At 37.0% G+C, this 22,185-nt stretch carries 19 protein-coding genes and 1 pseudogene; 7 read left to right on the top strand and 13 right to left on the bottom strand.

Annotated features, from left to right (window positions below):
• Positions 1–33: 33 nt before the first annotated feature.
• The 10 genes and pseudogenes from EWE74_RS07055 to EWE74_RS07010 all read right to left on the bottom strand — a co-directional run bounded on the left by EWE74_RS07055 (position 34) and on the right by EWE74_RS07010 (position 6,438).
• The gene (locus EWE74_RS07055) at positions 34–537 is read right to left on the bottom strand and encodes a helix-turn-helix transcriptional regulator (RefSeq protein ID WP_130140774.1); all 504 of its coding nucleotides are present in this window, start codon (positions 535–537) and stop codon (positions 34–36) included.
• 810 nt (positions 538–1,347) lie between these two features.
• Positions 1,348–1,818, bottom strand: coding sequence for a hypothetical protein (locus tag EWE74_RS07050; RefSeq protein WP_130140773.1), 471 nt, complete (start codon positions 1,816–1,818; stop codon positions 1,348–1,350).
• A gap of 48 nt (positions 1,819–1,866) precedes the next feature.
• Positions 1,867–2,445, bottom strand: a complete 579-nt coding sequence (locus EWE74_RS07045; protein WP_130140772.1) for a hypothetical protein — start codon at positions 2,443–2,445, stop codon at positions 1,867–1,869.
• A gap of 48 nt (positions 2,446–2,493) precedes the next feature.
• The gene (locus tag EWE74_RS07040; RefSeq protein WP_206365160.1) at positions 2,494–2,775 is read right to left on the bottom strand and encodes a DUF7660 family protein; all 282 of its coding nucleotides are present in this window, start codon (positions 2,773–2,775) and stop codon (positions 2,494–2,496) included.
• Positions 2,776–2,807: 32 nt separating this feature from the next.
• The gene (locus tag EWE74_RS07035) at positions 2,808–3,161 is read right to left on the bottom strand and encodes a hypothetical protein (protein WP_130140771.1); all 354 of its coding nucleotides are present in this window, start codon (positions 3,159–3,161) and stop codon (positions 2,808–2,810) included.
• A 100-nt stretch (positions 3,162–3,261) separates the two neighbouring features.
• Positions 3,262–4,200, bottom strand: a complete 939-nt coding sequence (locus EWE74_RS07030; protein WP_130140770.1) for an SRPBCC family protein — start codon at positions 4,198–4,200, stop codon at positions 3,262–3,264.
• Between the two features lie 28 nt (positions 4,201–4,228).
• A complete protein-coding gene (locus EWE74_RS07025) occupies positions 4,229–4,498 on the bottom strand; it encodes a hypothetical protein (RefSeq protein ID WP_239018574.1) in 270 nt (89 codons plus the stop codon).
• Between the two features lie 122 nt (positions 4,499–4,620).
• Positions 4,621–5,058, bottom strand: a pseudogene (locus EWE74_RS07020) (tetratricopeptide repeat protein); the annotation flags it as partial.
• 88 nt (positions 5,059–5,146) lie between these two features.
• Positions 5,147–5,860 carry a DUF2071 domain-containing protein gene (locus EWE74_RS07015; protein WP_130140768.1) on the bottom strand — a complete coding sequence of 238 codons (714 nt, stop codon included), beginning with the start codon at positions 5,858–5,860 and terminating at the stop codon, positions 5,147–5,149.
• Entirely contained in the window at positions 5,857–6,438 is a 582-nt protein-coding gene (locus tag EWE74_RS07010) for an ORF6N domain-containing protein (RefSeq protein ID WP_130140767.1), read from the bottom strand. The genes EWE74_RS07015 and EWE74_RS07010 overlap by 4 nt, the downstream gene beginning before the upstream one ends.
• 1,217 nt (positions 6,439–7,655) lie before the next feature.
• On the opposite strand from EWE74_RS07010, the gene EWE74_RS07005 reads away from it, so the two are divergent.
• The 5 genes from EWE74_RS07005 (at position 7,656) to EWE74_RS06985 (ending at position 13,756) form a co-directional block, all read left to right on the top strand.
• Complete coding sequence (locus EWE74_RS07005) at positions 7,656–9,884, top strand: AAA family ATPase (protein ID WP_130140766.1); 2,229 nt, start codon at positions 7,656–7,658, stop codon at positions 9,882–9,884.
• Positions 9,885–9,973: 89 nt separating this feature from the next.
• A complete protein-coding gene (locus EWE74_RS07000; protein WP_130141161.1) occupies positions 9,974–10,783 on the top strand; it encodes a hypothetical protein in 810 nt (269 codons plus the stop codon).
• A gap of 4 nt (positions 10,784–10,787) precedes the next feature.
• Positions 10,788–12,344, top strand: a complete 1,557-nt coding sequence (locus tag EWE74_RS06995; protein WP_206365159.1) for an AAA family ATPase — start codon at positions 10,788–10,790, stop codon at positions 12,342–12,344.
• Positions 12,345–12,369: 25 nt separating this feature from the next.
• Entirely contained in the window at positions 12,370–13,206 is an 837-nt protein-coding gene (locus EWE74_RS06990; RefSeq protein ID WP_130140765.1) for a DUF2971 domain-containing protein, read from the top strand.
• A 67-nt stretch (positions 13,207–13,273) separates the two neighbouring features.
• Positions 13,274–13,756: a hypothetical protein gene (locus tag EWE74_RS06985; RefSeq protein ID WP_130140764.1), complete on the top strand. Its 483-nt coding sequence runs from the start codon at positions 13,274–13,276 to the stop codon at positions 13,754–13,756.
• 198 nt (positions 13,757–13,954) lie between these two features.
• Here the strand turns inward: EWE74_RS06985 and EWE74_RS21540 are convergent, their stop codons facing one another.
• The 3 genes from EWE74_RS21540 to EWE74_RS06970 all read right to left on the bottom strand — a co-directional run bounded on the left by EWE74_RS21540 (position 13,955) and on the right by EWE74_RS06970 (position 16,274).
• A complete protein-coding gene (locus tag EWE74_RS21540) occupies positions 13,955–14,128 on the bottom strand; it encodes an ATP-binding protein (RefSeq protein WP_239018573.1) in 174 nt (57 codons plus the stop codon).
• 186 nt (positions 14,129–14,314) lie between these two features.
• Complete coding sequence (locus EWE74_RS06975; protein ID WP_130140763.1) at positions 14,315–15,550, bottom strand: hypothetical protein; 1,236 nt, start codon at positions 15,548–15,550, stop codon at positions 14,315–14,317.
• A 460-nt stretch (positions 15,551–16,010) separates the two neighbouring features.
• On the bottom strand, positions 16,011–16,274 hold the full coding sequence (locus EWE74_RS06970) for a helix-turn-helix domain-containing protein (protein WP_206365158.1): 264 nt from the start codon (positions 16,272–16,274) through the stop codon (positions 16,011–16,013).
• Positions 16,275–16,999: 725 nt separating this feature from the next.
• On the opposite strand from EWE74_RS06970, the gene EWE74_RS06965 reads away from it, so the two are divergent.
• Positions 17,000–18,961: a peroxiredoxin family protein gene (locus EWE74_RS06965; RefSeq protein ID WP_130140762.1), complete on the top strand. Its 1,962-nt coding sequence runs from the start codon at positions 17,000–17,002 to the stop codon at positions 18,959–18,961.
• Between the two features lie 9 nt (positions 18,962–18,970).
• Positions 18,971–22,177, top strand: a complete 3,207-nt coding sequence (locus tag EWE74_RS06960; RefSeq protein WP_130140761.1) for a SusC/RagA family TonB-linked outer membrane protein — start codon at positions 18,971–18,973, stop codon at positions 22,175–22,177.
• The last annotated feature ends 8 nt before the right edge of the window (positions 22,178–22,185 follow it).

Here is a 22,185-nt window from a genome sequence, read left to right as displayed (position 1 = left end):
AAAGATCATTGACGGTGTTATAATATAACATAATTAGTCTGTAGTTTTATTGGATCTGTATATAGTATATGGATTTCTGATATTGGACTCCTGCAAAGCTTGGCTTACTTTTTCAACACCATAAAAGCGAATTATCTCGTTTTTATCGTTTTCGTTTCCACGCTCAAAAACACGTTGAATAACAGACCTGTATTGTCGTTCCCAATCTATCTGTTGAATATCCGTATCCCAAAATAAAGCCTTACTCAGGATATGCAGATCGGGGGTCCTTTTGATTTCTTTTTCTTTGATTTTTTGGATATCATAATAGGCTTGCAATATCACCAAAGTACCTTCTTCCAACCCAAGTTGGCGCTCAATCTTCAATGCTAATGCTGTGCTGATACCTCTTTTACCTTTGGTAATAGCATTAAACGTCTGAGGATGTTCCTCTAAAGACAAAGCAAAAGGACGTTGTTTGATAGAACGTTTTTTTAATTCTCTATCAAGTACAATCCCCGGATGAATCCCTTTGTATTTCTCAAATTGCCTAATCATAGCACAAATATAAACATTTTTGCTTACATAATTATTCGGTGACCAGATAATTTAAATGGGAGATGGAAACTAAAAAGTCAACTAGAAGGTAGACGTTTAGAATTTAAACAGCAGCTCAATAAACCTTTAGAGCTAGCAAAGACTTATAGTGTCATTTGTCAATGATGCCGGAGGAGAACTGATGGTCGGTGTGCAAGATAATCCACGTAAATTGATGGGGGCGATGCTATCCACTTAATCAGAGTCCATATTCATCGGGGAAGCAATTTTCCCTATTATCATTTAAGTGGTTTGAACGTGGTGGACTCCAGTTTCAAGTGCAGTTTATCAATAAGGAGTATATTTTTGGAAATATTGGATACCTGAATAAGTGAATAAAATCCAGTTTTAAAATAGCTCGGTAGTGTAAACTGAACTGTATCACATCACTCCATATCGTAGAGAGTTAGGGGTTCTCTTAATTTATTATAGCACTAAGCTAACAATAAACTTTTATTGTAAAGCAATAGAATCTCCCATTTTGTACATGTACATAGCCCCGACCTCCATGAAGTTATCGGCTATGTATCTTGACATCATCAACAAGTTACTGTAGTTGGCGGCTTTGTAACGTTACATTGTGGATTTGTTGGTTGACGTAACGAAAAAGTCCATGTATTGAACGTCGTTTAGCTTCAATGTGTGAACATATTCCTTGCGGTAGCGCACAATGAACATGTAGTTGACGACTTCGTCACATAACATAATCAACAACGCACCTGACATGCTCACGTTGTTCCGCTACAAAACAAAGATGTGCCGTGCAGGCATTCACATGTATATATACATAATGGTAAAGGAATAACTATTTGCCATTTTCCCGTACGCCGGCGTGCTGTCGTCGTACGACTTGAACTGTGTGCCGGGCAACGACACCCTGTCGTGGTACGGGGATGTGAATAATCCGTATGGAGAAGTTATACTGATGGTCAACCGTTTAATCTCCCCATACGGGGAAGCCATTCTTTCGCGCACCGATGTGATACTTCTGTCCTTCGGGACGATTTCCTCGTACGCCGACATCACCTCCCTGTATGCCAATACTTTGTCCGCATACACGGACAAAGTTTCCCCATGCGCCGAGACGAGTTTGTCGTATGCCGAGATGACTTTCCCGTATGCCGACGCGATACAGATGGACGGAAGTTGCGTACCGTCGTACGCCGAAGTGATGTCGGCGCACGACGACGTGATAGATCCATACGCCGACGTCGCATTTCCGTTCGGGTTGGTGGCGATCAAAATACTGGTTTTCCGTTATTGTGATATGGTTACTTTCGTTTTGTAAAATCAATCAATGAGATAATCATACGTTAATTTATCTGCTTTTTTCAGAATTAATATTTTTGTGTATATAGGAGCATACCCCTGTTTATGTGGTTTGAAATATTCATATATAAAAGCATTTTCGGTTTGATAATTTGCAGTAAAAAAGGTGTCCACCTCACTATACCTCATTTTTTCAGCGATTAACATGAAATCATCTTCCAAAGAAGGTTGAAAGTTCTCTGCACTTGTAATCCTTTTAATTATTTGCTCTTTATCCTGTTTAGAAATATCCAGAATAAATTGGTGGGAATAATCGCTAAATCCACCAGACAAATTGGATACAATGCTGAAATCATCTTGTAGGATAAAACCATGTTCTCTCAGTTTCTCCTGAGCATCAGATTTCGAAAAAAGCTCATCCTCAAATACGATTATAACGGTAAAATAGAGAAACGTAACAGTTAATATGCTAGAGAATAACCAACCAACTTTTGGATAACCCACTTTCTTTGGTAACCAATACGCAAAATAGATCAAGCCACCGACTAGCCCTACAAAAATCAAAATTATAGTACTCCAAAAAAGTAAAAATGAATCCATCAGCTTAGTTAAATTTCTAGGTACTACTTTTCTCTTCGTTATTTGCCCTTACTCATAAACTATAGCACCTTTAAAAATATCAGAAAATGTCGACCAATCCGCTTTTTCGGCATCGACATTTGCATTTATATTGTTGTAATACCCTTGAATGTCTTCTGTATAGGCCGCCAACGCTTCCAAGAACTCAGGTAACGTATTGTTTTCCCAAGTATCTGGATTTTGGAGCAGATTCGCCCGTAGCAAGTGTAGAAACTGGATGAAGGTTTGTCTGTCTGTTACTTTCAGATTGTACAATTCATTATCCATAGTATTTAATTTGGCGTTTTCCATAATTTGATATCGTAAATTGTAACCTTTCGATTCTACTCCTCCAAATAATCTTTCAATTCCTCTTTAAGATGAAGATAGTGTTTTATTTTTTGCTCTCTGATCTCCTCTTTAGTGAATTTTTTGCTTGTAGAGGTTGGTTCATCAAATTGGTCGTCTATCACTTCTATTGATATTTTATCACCAACTTTAATTTGTTCACCAAACCAACCGACATGCATCTGTGCATCGCTGTCTAGCCCTCCAATTCTCATATATAATTCTTCGCTGCCATCTTTTCTATGAACGGCGTCTACGATACAATTGACCACATAATTATCTTTTGGTATTCCGGCTCGCGCTATTTTTTTTCCATTTAAGGATACCTCAAAACCATAGCTTTTTTTCATATTCCCTTTATTTTTTCTATTTACTTCTAGCATATACTACCACCGTACCAGCCATTTGATCATGTATAACTCTTCTGCCGGCACTCGCAACAACCTAATATTACTGGCCGTACATCCTTTCTAAGTCATTTGTCAGGTTGTTGAATACATATTCGTGTTCTTGTTCAATACCAAGTTCTTCTAATGGTTGCCAATAAAGTCTCGGTGTCAAAACAGAAGTGTATGTCGTTATTCTTGTCAACTTGCAACTGTTGTCGCCAACTTTGTCAAAATAGTAAATTGCTTCCTTGAAACCAAGCCAGTTTCGTCCGACAAGTTTATAATCAATTACATCCATTTTTAATACTTTGCCACGTTCCATTTTCGTGATTTTTTCTATGATTTTCCCGCTGCCGAAGTCGTGCGTACTTGATTCTCCTGCTTTGAAGTAACAAATTCTAAGCCCACCAACTTCTTCTTTTTCCAATACACATTTCGTAGGAATAGGCAGGTCAAAATACATGAGATAGGGTTTCTTAGCGTCCAAGGTGTCAACAGATTTAATGGCGTCATAAACCTGTTCCGGTGTGTAATTAAAAACCTGTTCTGTTCTTACTTCATTTATGACTTCGTTGTCTGTTTTCAAAAACTGTTCTACCGGTGCTGCTATAAAAAACGGAACAAGCGGTAAAAGCAAAACCGAAAGCCTATTGGTATCTTTGATTTGTCCGTACCGTCTTACTAAGTGTGTGATGATATGTCCAAGGAAGATCAAGGGAACTACAATAGGAAGTGTCATCACGATACACAACAGTCCCGAAAGTCCAGGGATCACTAAACAGATCAGAACAATGGCAGTCGTTATTAATGCTCCCCAAAGAATATATTTCTTATTCGGCATCGCACCCAAAGCAACACCTAAGACTACCGGTAAAAGAATAAAAATTACCCAACTATAGTGGGCAAGCCCTAAAAGCAGAAAGGTAATTCCTGTCCCAAGAAAAATGAGTGTTAATAGTATAGAGAGTTGAAAACTTTTGTCTTTTAATATTTTTTTCATCGTATGAAGTGTTGTTTGTTAATTTAAATCAAAACCAATACGCATTCATCTCGCGCAGAAATATCGGGTCTGCAATTGGGTATTTTGAACTCAGTACAGAATCAATACCACATTTTGGGCAGATTGCCGTTTCACCACCGTTAGGTTCATCAATCCACTCTACTATTTCAATGGGAGTGAAGGTAGCCAGGCAATAAAAGCATCCGCATGACGTACTATCTTCCATCTCTGCCCTATGAGACGACGAAGCTTTGTGAGCATGTTCCAGATATGCCATACTGTATTTTTGTGTAGACATTATTTTTTCTCTATATATTCCTGCGAAATATTCTCCGTATGTGTTGCTGTTTCATTCATCGGTTAATGTTTAATAACTGTTCCTCTAATCGCTTTAAAGATCCCAATTAGCCTTCCCAGTTTTCACAAAAATTCTTTACAATATTTCGTGACAGTTTCCGCCGATTCTTCGTCACCGAGATTGGCAGCTTTCTTAAAATCTTGACAGCCGCCTACCAAATCTTTGTTTGTAAACCTCAGTAGGCCTCTTTGATAATAAGCGATAGCTAATTTGTCATTCAGCTGTATCGCCTTGTTATAATCTGCGAGCGCTAACTCGATACTATCACATTCGTAATATGTTCTACCCCGATAAGTATATACTTCAGCGTTTTTAGGATCTATGCGTATCGCTTTAGAATAATCATTTATAGCATTGGGATAATCTTTTAGATCGAAATAAGCACTTCCTCTTGATGCATAAGCCTTATGGTGTTTTTTATTCGAATGGATAGCTTTAGAATATTCTAGAATAGCTTCTTCCAAATTTCCAGATTTACGTTTTGAAGAACCAATGTTATAATGGTAATTCGCTACCGGCCATCTGCAAAATTACAGGATACACAAAATAAGATGGAGGATATCGCCAGCACAACATAGAAATGGTACTTCATACTTTAATCCTCCTTTCACTTCTCCATTCATGTTCAATGTTTGTCATTAATAGCGCATTGTCAAAGGTAACTGAACCCTTGGGGAAGATTTCTTCATTTTCAAAGAAGCTAGATTTCACTACTGAAACGTCAAGTGGTTTAACCGTCCACGTATATGCTTTCAACGTCAGCCCATCAAATTTGCTTTTGTTGGGCGAGTATCCAAGATCTCCATCTTCAGAAAAAGCCGAGGCTTTATCCAAACTTTCAAAAATGGAACTTTCGTTAAATAGTAAGGCTTCGGTTGCATCAATGGATATGAGCGTGTTATCAGAACTCCTAAAATCAATGTGAAAATTACCGTTGTTTTCCTCTACATGGAATTTTGCATAATGATGCTTACCGGGAAATATTCTGCCTCCAATAAGTGTGTTCAGTTTTAAGGACGTGTCTCTACGAGGAATATATACCCCAGATTTTGTTTTATTGTTTTCGTCCCATTCAACAGCAATCCGGTGAGCGCCATTTTCTGAGTTTACGCCAAGGAAGTCAGGCAATCCTTTGGGCTTTATGTTTCTAAGTCTGATCAGGCAGATTCCAACGATAGCTTTTCCTTTGTAAATTTTAGGCCGAAATGGAAATGGAACAATTTTCTCGACCACTTTGGGGTCAGCCGTGAAGTTTATTAAGATCCTTCTATCGATGTATCCGTGTATGGTTGGAATTTTCATTTGTCACCAATTTTGAAACCTATTACCTTTTTTACTTTTGACGCGGTAGGAGAGGTATCCTGCTTCTCTTGCAGTCGGTCGATGTATTCGAAGAGTAGTTCAATGTTTTGATCATGACCTTTCTGTTTTTTAGCGATTTGTTCTACAGTGTATTTGATCTCGGCTATTTCCATCTTTATCTCGGTGTTGTCCGAAAAATATTGACGTAACTTCGTGAAAATACGCATTATTTGGATGTTGATCTGGATTGCTTGTCTGCTATTTAAGATACTGGATAACATTAAGACGCCGTGTTCGGTAAATACTAGAGGTTCTTTTCGTCTACCTCCCCAACTTGATATCACAGTTTGTGATTTCAAGTTTTCCCACTCATCTTTACTTAGTTGAAACATGAAATCCTTAGGGAAACGATCAATATTTCTATTCACCGACTGGTTAAGGACACGAGTCTCCACCCCATACAACTCCGCCAGGTCACTATCCAACATTACTTTTTGTCCTCCGAATGCGTATATCTTATTGAGGAGTACATCGTCCGCTATGGCTACTGCTTTTACTTCTGTTTTGGTTTTACTCATAACTTAATGGTTTCGTTCATAATTCATTATACCAATAAAGGTAACAATAAACTTTTATTGTAATGCGACGAATCCCTCATTTTGTGCATGCACGTAAACAGGAAGATACACGCCGTCGCTGTTTTTTCATATGCCGACGTCGCATCCTTGCTGGTTAATGAGGGACTCAACGAAAAGCTATAGAGTTTCTAACGTCTCTTCGAATGCTATTTAACCTTTGTTTATACACTGTTCGGACTCTGTTCGCCCGTTCAAAGATGATTTACCGTGTATTTACCGAGGATTTACCGTGTTGCGCACGGTAAATCCTCGGTAACTTACCGGTAGAATGCCGGTAATCTTCCGAACGAGATGCGAATAACATCCGAATAAGGTCTTAACAAAATCTACGCGTGTGGAAGGTGTAGACTAAGTTTCAAGTGCAGTTTGTCAATAAGGAGTATAGTGTGCTAAGTTTATCTAAAAATGTGAAATAAAAATAAATTTAGATATACTTTAATACATATTTTTAAGATGAGACTTGTTGTTGACGGTACAAATACAGCCTTCGGTTCGCCAAATAATCGCTATTTCTCATATTGGGTAAAGTACCTGCAGCGTAACCAAACGCGGCAAGATAAAAAGTGATAAATCTATTTGTGTTGATAGGGAAGCAGATCATATGCTTTTGATTATGCGAAATAATAAGGAATAGCGCGGGATGATTTAGTTACGGTTTCCCGTATCTCTATCCGAAATGCTTATTTTAACTTTATTCCAACAAGAAAAAGGGAGGAAGTGAGATACATCATTTCTTAAATGAAAAATATTTTAGTAATTTAACATTTGCAATCTAATCGATTAACCAATGGGAGTGAAGTAAAGATTATTAGCCGAGAAGATGCAAACAAGTTTTATGTGGAGTACTCACGATTCGTTCTACTAACAACGTGAGCGGAGGATAATGACGCGGATAACAATATCTTCAGAGAAATAATATAAGTAATATAACGAAATGATGGGAGAGATAGAACCGCTATACATTAGTCATGGAGATTTAGAGAAAGAATTTAAAGTTCATCTATCTAATAATGAGAACTATAGGGTGTTATTTTCGGCTTCTTTAAGAAAGATAGGGTGCAAAATATATAGTCTACCATTAGATGAAATTTTTATTGATATTGAACGAATAAACTCTACGGAGAATTAAATATAGATGCATTTTTAAGACTTGAATTATGATAAATTCAATTACAATAAAGGACGTAGCCAGTTATTGTGCTCAAGGAGTAACAATCGAAAATTTAGGTATGATTAACTTTATTTATGGCGCTAACGGTTGTGGGAAAACTACCATATCGAATTATTTTTTGGATTCATCTTCAAATAAGTATTCTAATTGTAGCCATTCTTGGAAACAGAATTCGGAAACTGAAGTTTTAGTATACAATAAAGAGTTTAGAGATAGAAACTTTGGTGAAGGGAACGTAAGAGGAATTTTTACTCTAGGAGAGGCAACCAAAGATGAAATAGAATTTATAGAAAAGAAAACAATTGAACTGAAGGAACAGAAAATCACTCTAAGGCAAAGGCAGGACAATTTTGAAAGCAAACACGAAGAAAAAAAAATATTAGAAGAAAACTTTAAAGAACAGGCATGGAATAAGGTGTTTAAAAGATATGAAGCTTATTTTAAAGCTGCTTTCTCAGGAGTAATGGGAAAAAAAGAATCGTTTAAAGTAAAATTATTAGAGCAATATAAGTCAAATGATTGTGAACTAATTTTAAAAGATATTTTAATTGAAAAAGCGAGTACAGTTTTCGGTTCAATATTGTATGAACAATCGATAATTAAAGAGCTGGATACTACTAGACTGTTAGATATAGAAACTGATCCTATCTGGCAAAAAGTAATTGTAGGGACTGCTGATGTCGATATAGCTAAGTTTATAAACAGACTTAATATTAGTGATTGGGTAAATGAGGGTCGTAAATTTGTAGAGAATGATACATGCCCATTTTGTCAGCACGACACCATTGATCAGGTTCTTAGAAATCAATTCGATTCATTCTTTGATGAGGAATACCTTCTTAACATCGAACAAATGAAAAGGCTTTCAGACGAGTACCTTACTTTGACAGATACTCTGTTAAACTATCTGGATAGTATTGAAACAAATATTAAGACAGATATATCACCAAATATCGATCTAGATTTATTTTCGTCAAATATAAAGACGTTTGTTACGATAAGACGTTCAAATTTAGATCTTTTGTTAGGCAAAATAAAGGAACCCAGCCGATTAATATCATTGACACAATCTTCGGGGAGTTTGAATGATATAAATATTATCCTTAAAAATTCTAATGAGAAAAGGGGGAAGCATAATTCATTAGTTCGCAATATTCGAGTGGAGAAAGACTTACTGATTGGCCAAATTTGGAGATTTGTGTGTGAGGACTATAAAGATGAAATCCAAACCTATATTAGTTCTCTAAATTCAATTGACAAAGCTCTTGCAGGTTTGGGAATGCAAATTGATAAACAGAAAGAGAAGGTGTTAACGATTAATAATCTCATTCAAGAAATGAGCGCAAATGTTACCAGCATTGAACCAACAGTAAACAGTATAAATAGGTTGTTGAGATCATATGGTTTCAACAATTTTAAAATTGTTCCTTATGTGGAAAATGGTTATTACCAAATAGAGCGGGATAATGGCGATAAAGTGGAAAACACTTTAAGCGAAGGAGAGGTGACGTTTTTAACATTTTTATACTTTTTGCAGAGATCTAAAGGTGGTGATTCTATAGAAAATGTAAATAGTGAGCGGATATTGATTGTTGACGACCCAATTTCTAGTTTAGACAGTAATGTTCTTTTTGTCGTTAGTACTTTATTGAAAGAGTTGATTAAAGACATAAAAAAAAATAAAGGGAATATAACTCAACTTATTGTTTTAACCCATAATGTTTATTTTCATAAAGAAACTTCGTTTGAAGGCTTGAATCGAACTGTTAAAGAAAAGAGTAATTTTTGGATTCTTCGAAAGAACAATGGTGTATCCGTCATTCAGCCCTACGGCAATAGAAACCCTATTCAATCATCCTATGAACTTCTTTGGCAGGATTTGAGAGATTGGCAAAATAATTCTGCGATTACTATTCAAAATACGATGAGAAGAGTTCTTGAGAATTTTTTTTCAATTCTAGGTAGTAGAAGAGATGAGTATTTAATAGGAAAATTTGAAACTCCAGAAGAAAAGGAAATTTGTAGGTCTTTGATTAGTTGGATAAATGAGGGCTCTCACACGCTTCCGGATGATTTTTTTATTGAGTATCCTCATATGACTGTAGAGAATTACCTAAAAGTGTTTAAAGATATTTTTATACATACAGATAATTCTGGTCATTATAACTTGATGATGAGAATAGAAGAAACGAATGAAGAAGAAATATCGGCTTAGAATAGAAACTACTTGCTATTATATGAAAATTTATATTTATGATTTTTAATATATACTACATAAACTTTCCGAAGGTCTATGAGATTAAGATGATGTTAAACAACATCATTTCAATGCAACAGGAAGTCGAAAGCCAAAATGGGTTGGAGGGCGATGCATACCTGAAAACCAAGCTTGGTTTTAATATCTTAGACATATTTAAATTGGGTGAAGCAGAAGCCGGTGGAAGCGTAAAAGGATCGGGGTCTAAGAAGGTTTTAGAAACATTTGAAATCAAGACAACTAAATCGGTGATACTTGATGAGGTTGTGAAGAATTGTCGAACTGTAGATGATTTCGAAAGCTTCAATGAGGGCGAGTTGATAAAAGTGGATAATGTAAGGTTATCTTTAGAAAATGAGGACGAATTACGAATTGTGAAATTCATAAATAGTGGTGCGTTGAAGGATATTATGGCGCCTGGGACAAACGGTATCGACATTAATGGCTTGTTCAACTCTATGTTTAAGGATTATGCTTACAAGATTAGAGGTGAGATCTCAGAACGTTCAGAGGAGCTCCTTATAAAGATTCCTTTAACTTTTGAAAATGAATTTGAAAGTTCCTATAGTGTTGATGATCTTTTTGTTGGGAAAGTATCAATAGTTGGCCTATATAAAGGAAAAATAAAGATCGATGAACTTCGTAATTCATTTCAATATTTTCAAGAGTTAGGTGAATTTCAAAATTTTGTTCAGCAGACTAACCAAGATAGTGAGGACGAGATTCAGGAAAGCCATTACACTATTAAAGATCGCAAGGACTTTACGTTCAGCTTCAAGAGCTCTGGGGATGACAGTCATTATCATTACATAGATCTATTGGCCATAATACAGAATGTTAGTGTAAATAAAAGATAGTTTAATGGAAAAGGAACTTTTGCTCTATCGAAAAGCTAATTTTTATAAATTGAAAGATGATAATGAACGCGAGGGCAAATCAATTGTAAGTATAACAAAGTTTATTAATGACATAAATCTAATTGAAGGTCATTCAATTTTAGATGTAGTAGATATTTCTTCACTTTCAGAGTTTGTTCACAAACAATCAGTCGCTGAACAGGTTTTATACAGATTCACAAATTATGTAACTTTCATTTGCGAAGATAGTAAGTGGGGGAGTATGTCCTATGAGCTGAGACACTTTTTTTCATCATCGGACAAGGAATATATTTGTGACAATATTGTTTCTGATGATGATGAGACATTGGAAAAAATTATAAAAGGGAATAATAGAGCATTATCTTTTTATCTGTCTGATGCCTATTCTATTTTGGAAGCTCATCTTAATCAATGCGGGTATGTGATTGAAAGCATTTCCAGATATATTTCTCAACCATCATTAATGGAATCTTTTCAATATGAGTCTGTTATAATTGATGTTTCTTGTTTGGTAGAATATAATCGCTTTCAATCGTTAGCGGAAGACGTAGTATATAAACTTCCTTATCAGACTATATACATATGCGATGAAAATAAAAAAGCAAAATTGCAATACGAGCTACGATTTATTTTTAATAAATTTATTGCAATTCAAGATAGTGGTTTATTAGATCCCACAGTTTCGTTTGCCAGTGATAAATCTGTTTCTATAGCCAAAAAACATAAATTAATCACTGAATTGGAAGACGATGAATTGAGTTTGTTTTTTGAGAAATTTCGAAACAAACTGTATGGACATCCTAAGTTTAAAGATGATTTTGAAGAGCTAGTAAAAAGTTTTAGGGTGTTTAATAAAATTGGAGAGCATAAGATACTTTCTTTATTTCTTATGGGAGACTCGGGAGTTGGGAAAACAGAAGTCGCTCGAGCTATCTTCAATTGTTTAGGAGGGAGTAAAAGATTAGCGAAGATAAATTTTGGCAACTATAGTAATGAATTTTCATTAAGTTCTCTAATAGGTAGTGCCCGTGGATATATTGGTAGCGATGATGGTGAGATTTTTATGAAAGTTCGTGACACAGATATAGGGGTTCTTTTAATCGATGAGTTTGAAAAATCTAATGCAACATTATTTAACTACTTCTTAGATGTTTTGGAAAGTGGTAAAATGACAAGTTCTTTGGGTGATGAAATTGATTTGAATGGCTTTATTGTTGTTTTTACTTCTAATATAAGCAAAGAAGATTTTCCTAAAAGAATTTCTCCTGAGTTGAGATCGAGATTTGATTATAAATGTATGTTTACTCTATTGAGATCTCAGGATAAAAGAAAGTACTTGGAGTTTCGGACAAAAAGTATTATCAAGAAAATTTCTTCAGATCAAAATGAAGATTTGGAAGTGCATCTGCTCGAATATTTCAATAAATGTATCGATGTTGGAAAATACCAGAATATGAGAGACCTTAATAAAGAAATTAAAAAGGTTTTTGTTAAATTTTTAGAAACATCAATAGATGAAAACTCGGCTCTTAATATTTAACTACTTGAATACATAATACTTTGCTATGGAGAATGTCCTAGAACAAATTCCTGAAATTCTTTATAAGTATAGACCATATGAAGGAGAAGGCCAAGGTGAAAACTTTGGCACTCGCACGCTTTTAAATTTTGAATTATTTGCAAGTTCTCCGATTAACTTCAATGACCCTTTTGATATTGCTTTACCTTATAAGTATACGAAAGATAGTTTCACGTTAGAAAACTTTATAAGTAGATACACTGATACTTATGACCATAATAAATGGGGTAGGAAGAGTCGTATTGAGTTAATATACGATGCTACGAGCCGGTACAATTATATCTGTGAAAATCCTGAAAGACACTGGAAAGAGAATGCAGATGTAATTTATGAAATGGACAATGAATTTTATGGTATCCTATCCTTGTCTACAAAGCCTTACAATATGCTTATGTGGAGCCATTATGCCAATCTTCATAAAGGGTATTGTCTTGGACTCGATGGGCGTAAGTTCGCTGAATTTTTGGCCAGTAAGTATAAAGATTATGGCTTTAAGCTTGGCCCAGTAAAGTACTCTTCAGATTACCCATTGATTGACTTCACTAAACAATTAGAAAAGGAAACTACCTTTATCAGATGCTTTACTAAAAATCAATGTTGGGGCTATGAAGATGAGTATAGATTGGTTTTCCACAATAAACCCAATGAGGTTATTGCTTATCCCAAGGAGCTGATTAAAGAAGTCCATTTAGGCTGCAGAATATCTGAGCAACATAAACAGGAGATCAGAAATTTTTTAATTGAAAATAATTTAGATGTAGTCAAGCTTTATCAGATGAAAGTGGGATTTGAAAGTTTCGGTTTGGAGAGTATTCCTTTATAAATCCGGGGTGTGACTATATAGATTAGTTAGTTAAAAACTGCGGGATTAGTTTTGTAGCTTTATTACTATGGAAGATAATATCAATTGGATCATTGACGAGAAGTATATCGATCGAGCACATTATTATAGAGGAAAGATCATCAGCCAGTTCTGTTTCCTAGAAATGACCATGAGCATGATCATCACCGAATCATTTACTTCTGATAGAGAACTGGGCAATCAAATGTACCACACTTTGCTCGAAAGAATGACTTTTGAAAACAAACGCGCTAGTTTTCTGGTCATCATTTATGGTCGGGCAGCAGAAAACAAAACAAAATACAAACATATCTTCAAGGAGCTTTCTGAACTCAACGAACTTAGAAATCAGTTCGCACATTACCCACTGATTCCAACTATAGCTGACTGGGACGATGAAACTGGAATTGGGCTGGCCAAGTTTCGTGACAAACCTAATGCAATTAGGTTTAAGATAGATGAGCTGGAAGATATACTAGAAAGGATAAATAGACTTGACTATTTGTTGAACCAAGAATTTAGGGAGTCTTGAAATTCTTTGCGAGGCTTCTTTTACTCATTTCTATTTATTCAAAGGCTTTTTCTGAATATTCCGACAAAACTACACCACCTGTTCTGGACGAAAGTACACCAGAGTTAGTGACCAATAACCCGAACTATTTTACAACTGGATTGTATTAACATTTCAAACTTAGTGATTTTTTTTCTTTCTCGAAGACTTTCCCTGTAGCTAGAGTCTGTGTGCGGAAGCTGTCAATCTGTCCATTATAGCATCTGCAAGCGTTGGCTCATCAATGGAGTTATACCATGTTTTGATTGTTAGCTGTGAAGTTATGATAACGGAGCTATTTCCATACCTGTCTTCCAGTATATCGAGGAGTGCAAACCTTGTCTCGTCCTGCAATAGCTTTACACTAAAAATGTAAAGGACATGGAAAAAAATCGAAAAAAGTGTTTGAGACAGTCAGTCAAAAAGACCGTAAAACTGTAATTAGACTGCTAAAGCTTCACTCTAAAGTTGTGTACTTTGCAGTTCATATTTTACAGGACTAGTTGCGATATTTTTAGATTATATAATTCATTAATTCTTTTATTTAAGCGTTCGTACCTCGTAATTGTTATATTCCCAGATCCCCCCACCGTGGGCTACGAAATCATTAATTGTATAATCGTTGTGTGAATATAAGTTCATTACAGTTTGACGGTCGTCCAGAAAACTTATCCCTAATATTCTAATATCAAAAATTCTGGCTACTTCGAATACTTGACTGATCATTGTCTCAATAGAATATTCTAGATTGCGATTAATCTTTAATTCGAAATTCGCCGATTCTCTATTTGGATTATTCAATTCGCTTGATAAATCGCTAATAAACCCTGTTAGAGTGGAAGCCAAATCAGACATGCTAGTGTAGTTATGCAGATTATAGTTAGCCAATACTGGAAATCTCCACTGAATGTTTGTCAAGTTTTGTGTTATGGATGGTAATATGTTCATTTCAAGATCGGCAAGTTCATTTATACGCCTCTGTTGTTCATCAAAATTGACCGTCAAACTTTCTACAGTGTTTTCTAAGTTCATTTTTTCATTAACCAATTCATCAATCCTATTATCTCTTATAGATACTTCTCTTTGAAATGATAGAATTTGATTATTGAGGTTATCTATTTGGTCATTAGCAGAATTTATTTTGTTGCTGTGGTTTTTAATGGTGTGTTCTAATTCATTTATTGTTTGTTTGTTAGAAATTAGTTCAAGACTTGAATCGTTATATTTTTTATCTAAATTTTGGATGTTTAATTGCAAATTCTCGATTGTGTGCTCTTTTTCTTGTATCTGCTTATATTGTTGTTCAATTGATTTCTCGTTTGAACTTATGATTCTTTTGGTATTCAATAGGTCCTTATTGAGCAATTCTGTGTTTTGTTCCAATTCCTTAATTTTTGAGTTTAAACGATTATTAAGGTCTTGTAGTTCCTCGTTTTCTTTAACGATTGTTGAATTTTTTTGACTCTCATCTGCCAACTGCTTTTTAAATTTTTCTAAATCTTCATTTAGCCTTCGTCTATCTAGAAATCCTGATCTTGCTTCTTCTGCCTTAAACTGTGCCCATGCAATATCAGTTAAATCTTTGTGTTTTTTGTAATTAATGATGTGCTCTCGTCTAGACTTATTTAAGTTCGTAAAGTGCACAAATTTTTCTGTCCAGTTGAGTAATAGTGGGAGAGCCAATAGATAAAATATTGATATTAATATTGGGAAGAACAAATACATGAACCAATTGTAAAGACCCCACCACTGGTCACCATAATAATTTTGTGTCATAAAAACGAACTTATTCTCAATTGATTTGTCTGAGATAATCATATAGACTATAGGTCTCCAGTTTAAACAAATAAATGATATCACGAATGAGCTTATGAATGGATTAGACATTCGTTGTCTCGCAGGTTCAATAAATATCGAGGCGGTTTTATTTACGTTTTCTATTGTGCTTTTTATTTCATTATTCATTATTTAAATAGATTAACTTTTGTTTTGCGATAGCGACAAAAAAATAGTCGATTGTTGATTTATAATAATTTTAGACAATATTCCCCAAACCTACGCCTATTCCCTCAAACCTCCCTACTGTTTCCGGTAAAGACGTCAGCTTTTACTTAATAAAAAGAGGAGGATTCAAGTTAGTTTTGTTCATTATGGTTAATAAATGTTTCAATAGGTATCCCAAAAATACAACACTTCGATGTTTAATTTGGGTACACGTTCCGTGCTCTTAGTTGCTTCATTCTTTGTTATTTTTTACAGCTTCTTCTAAGGTCATGCCGAGAGCTTCACAAACATTTAAAAGCTTAGAGAAAAAGTAATCCTCTTTACCATTTTCCATATCGCTTATTTTCGACCGATCCATTTTGGGGATTTTATTAGCCAATTGCTCCTGTGTAAGACCTTCGCTCAACCTTTTGCTTTTTAAATTCTTACCTATTCTTTTAAAGTATTCTGAATGTCTATTATCCATTTTATATTTTTTTTGTGGTTTTATTGCCACAATCGTTTTTTGTTTTTATATTTGCTTTACTAATTGATATTATTCTGTCCTCTAGGAGGGCAGTCAAAATAATTTACGGAACTCGAAGCTTGAGTAACGACCACCTTCGAGACGGTAAGAATTGCCCTTTCGGGGTAAAGTGCTATCTTTGCACTTATCCTTAAGGGAGGGCATGCCTTACTGGAAAGCTATAGTGGTGGTCGTTTATCAAGCACTGTGGCAAGTACGGTGAGGCATTGCCTTTCCTTTAAACTTGCACAGTGTCGAGTTCGTTTATATAAACTAGCAAGATTATGAGAACGAACAAATTAACCAACACCAACATCCAAAATCACCTCAAAGAGGTGTCGCTTCATCCATCCCGTAAACAACAAACAAAGAACATCATCCGCGCGCCAGAATAAAAAAGCCAAAAGCAGTTAGCAAAAGGTGAAGGGGGCAAAGTACGCCTGCAAACGCAAATGAGGCATACATCGCCCAGTCGTCCCGCAAGGGACACATTTCACCCTATGTTTTCTGCTCCACCGACCTCTAAACAAAATATGCACGATTGTTTGCATGGTTCCTTTGGTCAGTAACGGCATTTTAATTCGTCGCACAATAAAAATAGCGTTTACTTTCCAATCCTGCAAAATGATTTTGCGCATATTTCTCTTTTTTCGGAAGGATAGGAGGTCGGTTCTTTTGATTATCAAGTTAGTATTAATCATAAAACCGATTAAAACATGCAGCAATTTTATGCTAATGGGCTTGCCATGCCCTCAAAAATGGACTGGAAGGAGGAGCGATCTTTAATAACTCCTTTGGCAATTGGAGGAACATTTCCTGCTGATACCCGCCAAATTCGGGTACGGTTTTCAGCGTTTCGTAAACCCTTTTTCAGAAAATGTGTTCACAAGTTGAAAATATGGGGTCGCCTGTTTCTAACTCGTGTTCCCTTATTGGAAAAACGTGATCCCCTTTTGAAGAGAGGTGTCCCCCTTTTACTAAATAGGTGCTACAGTACACAAATAGGTGTTCCCTTTTTATCTTTTCGTGATCCCTTATCGGCAAAACGTATTCCCTTTTTCAGAAGATGTGATTACATTTTGGAGAAACGTGTTCCCTTTTTTGCTAAATGTGTTCCCTTATTGGGAAAACGTGATTCCATTTTAGGAAGAAGTGATCGCACGTTTATAACAAGTGAACGGTATCTAGCTATTTGTGTTCCCTTATCGGAAAAACGTGATCCCATTTTAGGAGAACGTGATCACACTTTTATAACAAGTGAACAGTATTTTGCTACTGGTGATCCCCTATTGGTAAAATGTGATCCCTATTTCGCGACTTGTGTTCCCGTGTCAGGAAAACGTACCTCCGTTTGGCAAAAAAGGGATATCAAAATTTCAAAAAGGGTTCACAGAGAGTCAATATGCGTTCCCAGAAAGCGAAAAACCATTCCCAAAAAAGCACTATTTTGTGTAATATCGTCACGAAAATCGCTACAGGCGTCCGACCCAATAACGACCCAAGCCCAACCTAAGAATGACCTAAGGATCAGCCAAGAACGACCCAAGGTTGACCCTAGTTTGACCCAAGAAATAGCTAAGGATGACCTAAGCTTGACCCAACCACGACCCAGCCTAAGAACAGGTTATACACAAGGATCGCCCAACGATGACACAACAAACACCCAAGAAACAGCTAACAGTGACACAAGGAATGTACGGTTAGTGTACCGCGAGTGTACCGTTAGTGCACGAGGAGTGTACCGAAAAGGTACTAAAGATTCACTAAACGCATGTACCTCTTGTGTAGGTCAGCAGTATAGTAAAAGTAGGAGAGTGGTAGCGGCAATGACGAACAAATCAATGCCTTTTGTGTTGGCATTGATTTGTTTCATGTTGTTTGATCTATCAGACGCCTGGGCGCAGTCCGCGGAATCGCGGACTGCCGAAGGGCAAAAGAACAGCTATCGTAGTGGCTCAGTGCTTAAAAATTATCTTTTTTCGTCCTTAGAGGGAGCGCGAGTACAGTGGAGCGAGGGCGGAAGTTTTATCTTTTCTGATGAATATGGCAAATATATTTTGCCGAAAGAATGGGATCGAGGTGAAATTGAGATCAGCGCCTTTGGATATGATACCATTTCTAAAGAATTGACAGATGTAGGGATAGCAGATGGAAGAACACAATCTCTTCTTAGTAAGAACAAATCCGGTATCGGTGCACTACGGTTGGGAGATTCCATTCCAGATGCACTTTGGGATTTACCGTTGGATATTGTAAACCATGAATCGGGTCGACAACGTGTTTCATTAAGGGAGTATGCGGGTAATAAATTGATTGTTCTCGATTTTTGGGCGACATGGTGTTCTCCATGTGTCAAAACATTAGATAAATGGAATTCTATATTACCACAGTTCCAAAATGATGTTGCAGTTATTGCCATCCATATGAGTAGGCACACCCGCGTGCCAGACGTTGTACAGGCTAAAGGATGGAAATTTCCGGTAATCGTTGGAGAAAATCCTCCATTGATAAATGCCTATTTTTTCAAAGTAGACCAAGTTGGCAATGTGGTGTTCATCAAAGACGGACGTTTTTATGCTGTTCCCGAAAACAAAGGTACGGATACGACATTAATCCAATCCATAATTGGAGGGGCGGATCCCTATATTAAATCTGATAATACATTTATGTATAATTAATGTAGTGGGATGATGAAGTTAATTATAATAATTGCATGCATATGTCTATGCTATGTCAAGGCATATAGTCAGGTAGTCGATAGTATTCAGGGGAGTGTGGTAGACAATATAAATGGGAACCCTATTTCAGGGGCGGTAATCGAAGGTAGATATGGACGTGTATTGACATCCACTAATAACAAAGGTCTGTTTTCATTCCTAGCAGCGGAAAGCCTGCAAAGTATTTCAGTCAAATCAATGGGATACATTTCAAAGGAAGTGTCTCTAGAGAAGGATAAAAGCCGTTACGAGATTGAGTTAATTCCGCAAGCTCATGAATTGGAAGAGGTAGAAATCAACACAGGGTATTATACCCTGCCAAAAGAAAGGGTTACTGGCTCCGCTGTGCTATTGGGACAGGAAGAGTTGAATAAATCGTTCCAGGGCAATATATTGCAAAGACTGGAAGGACAGGCTCCTGGCCTACAGTTTGTAGACCCAGAAGCGAATGAAGCGTCTTCCATTCGGATGCGGGGATTGGGTACAATTGAATCTTCTTCGGCTCCGTTGATCGTCGTCGATAATTTTCCTTACGAAGGTGACATAAACAATATCGATCCCAATACAATAGACCAAGTAACGATATTGCGAGATGCTGCTGCTGCTTCCATATGGGGAGCTCAGGCGGGAAATGGGGTCATTGTCATCACGACAAAAAAAGGCAAGAAGGGAGACGGAATTCGAATCGGGTTGAATGCCAGTACGTTTACTTCGGATAAGCCCGATCTTTACTATAATCAAAGTAGACTTCCGGCGTCCGTGGTGATGCGGGTTGAGCAGGAAAAATATGAAGCCGGAAGCTATCGGTTTGCCGATAATTTAGCTATACCGTTGTATGTAGAACTTCTAAAGAAGCGGGATGATGGATTCGTTTCACTGGAAGATTTTGAATTCATGAAGAATCGCTACGAAACGAACGATATCTTGTCCGATGCCACGAAGTATTTGTACCAGCCGCAGTCGGGCAACATGATCGGGGTGAATATAGCTGGCGGTGGTGATAAGCACACGTATAGCGTAAATATCGGAAGATGGAGAGAAAATCAAGAACTGAGAGGGAATTCGAATGGACGTATGACAATGGACTCCAAAGTACATTTTTCGCCTTATAAATGGTTAGATGCGGGTGTAGGCATCGCATACGCCAATATAAAAACGGTAAACAACGGTATAGGGATAGAAAGACTAAATGTCAATAATATAGGTATATCGCCCTATATGGATCTGATATATGACGGGCGGCATAGCGTTGTTCCGCGATTAGGCCTGCGACCTTATTTCATAGAGCAGGCTGTCGAAAGCGGACTGCTGGACTGGGGGTATCGACCTTTGGACGAACTGAACCTTGTTGATAACAGGACAAGGAGTCGTGAGATGCGGTTTGACGCTGATCTAGGTGTGAAACCGTTTCAAGGTGCAGGTATCACGCTCCGATATCAGTTTACCGGAAATAATGCCATCGATGATACACATTACGATAAGGATAGTTATTATGTCAGAGATCTTGTCAATTCACTCACCCAACCCAATGGAACTCAAATTATACCATACAATGGTATACTAACGGTGGGGAGCCCATCTGAACGCAATGCACATTATTTTCGCTTACAAGCAAATTATGAAAATGTCAAAGCAGTAGATCATGCGTTCCGAATGCTAGGGGGCGCAGAAGTGAGGAGTGCCGTGTTGGAATCTTTTCCGGGCAGTGTGTTATACAATTATGATGCGGATTACTTGACGGGGTCAAATGCCTATAACTTCAACCAAAGCTATCCGCGTAGACCGAGTGGTAGTATGCGTATTCCACCCGGATCAACGAACTATCGCTTATATACCAATAGGGATTTATCCTATTACGGAAATGTAAGTTATTCGTTTCTAAATAAATACGATGTGACAGGAAGCGTTCGTTGGGATGGTTCGAATCTGTTTGGTGTGAAAACGAATCAAAAAGGTGCTCCTTTATGGTCGACAGGGATAAAGTGGGATGTACATAAAGAAGGCTTTTTGGATAAAGTCAGCTGGTTAAATCGTTTAAACACCAGGGTAACTTATGGTGTGATGGGAAATGTAAACAGAAATGTAACGCATTACCCTACAATTTCGTTTACGAATTCGCTCGTAAATCTTTCATCAGCCAGTTTGCGAAGTATAGGCAACCCATCTTTGAGTTGGGAGAAGGTGAAGTTCTTAAATTATGCGCTGGATGCCGGGTTCTTCGGAGATCGTCTGTCACTCTCCATAGAACACTATATTAAAAAGGGAGAGAATCTGATAGGGGATAATTATCTGGATCCGACGACGGGTATAGATGGTGTGTATAAAATCAACTATGCAGATATACGTACGAGCGGTTGGGATTTCCAACTGACGTTCCGAAATACTTTTAATAACAGTTTTAAATGGTCAACGACGATCAATGCGAGTGTGGTGTATAACGAGGTGACAGATTTTTCAACTAATCTAAATATCATCCCGGCAACGTATGTGTCTTCTCAATACACGCCGGTTGATAAAGGTAGATCCAAAGACGTCATGTATGCCTACCCTTGGAATGGTCTTTCCGGTGATACCGGTTTACCTTTGGTTCATTATGAGGAGGAAGAAAGAACAGACTATGCAAATTATATCAGAGAAGCATTTACCTCGACGGACCAACTTTCCATTGTGGGTGTAAAAGTTCCGCCCTTCTATGGATCGATGCGCCACACACTGGTCTATAAGGCTTTTGAAATATCCTGTTTACTTGCTTGGAAAGGAAACTACGTTTTCAGAAGGCAATCAATGGTGCCCGGAGGGGAATACGAAACAGAGTTCCACATGGATTATTTCAAAAGATGGGAAAAAAAGGGGGATGAACAGCAAACAGATGTCCCTCGGTTGGTACCGTTGGAGGAGATTGATGCGGATATCAGGGCAGCAGCTTCCTATTATAGATATTCGGAAGCCGTTGTAGAGAGAGGAGATCATATTCGTTTGCAAGACGTGACGATTTCGTTTAGACCTGCCGCCAAATTCTTTTCACGAATGGGAATTAAAAATGTCGTGTTAAATGGCCATGTGAGAAATGTCGGATTGATATGGAAAAAGAATGCAGCGGCTCTGGATCCCGACTTTCCAAATAGTAGGTATCGTCACCCAAGAAGGTATACGGTCGGTATGAATATAAATTTTTAATAGGTTTT

The organism is Sphingobacterium corticibacterium, from assembly GCF_004208525.1.
GTDB lineage: Bacteria > Bacteroidota > Bacteroidia > Sphingobacteriales > Sphingobacteriaceae > Sphingobacterium > Sphingobacterium corticibacterium.
This window is presented reverse-complemented; position numbering and strand designations above follow the sequence as displayed.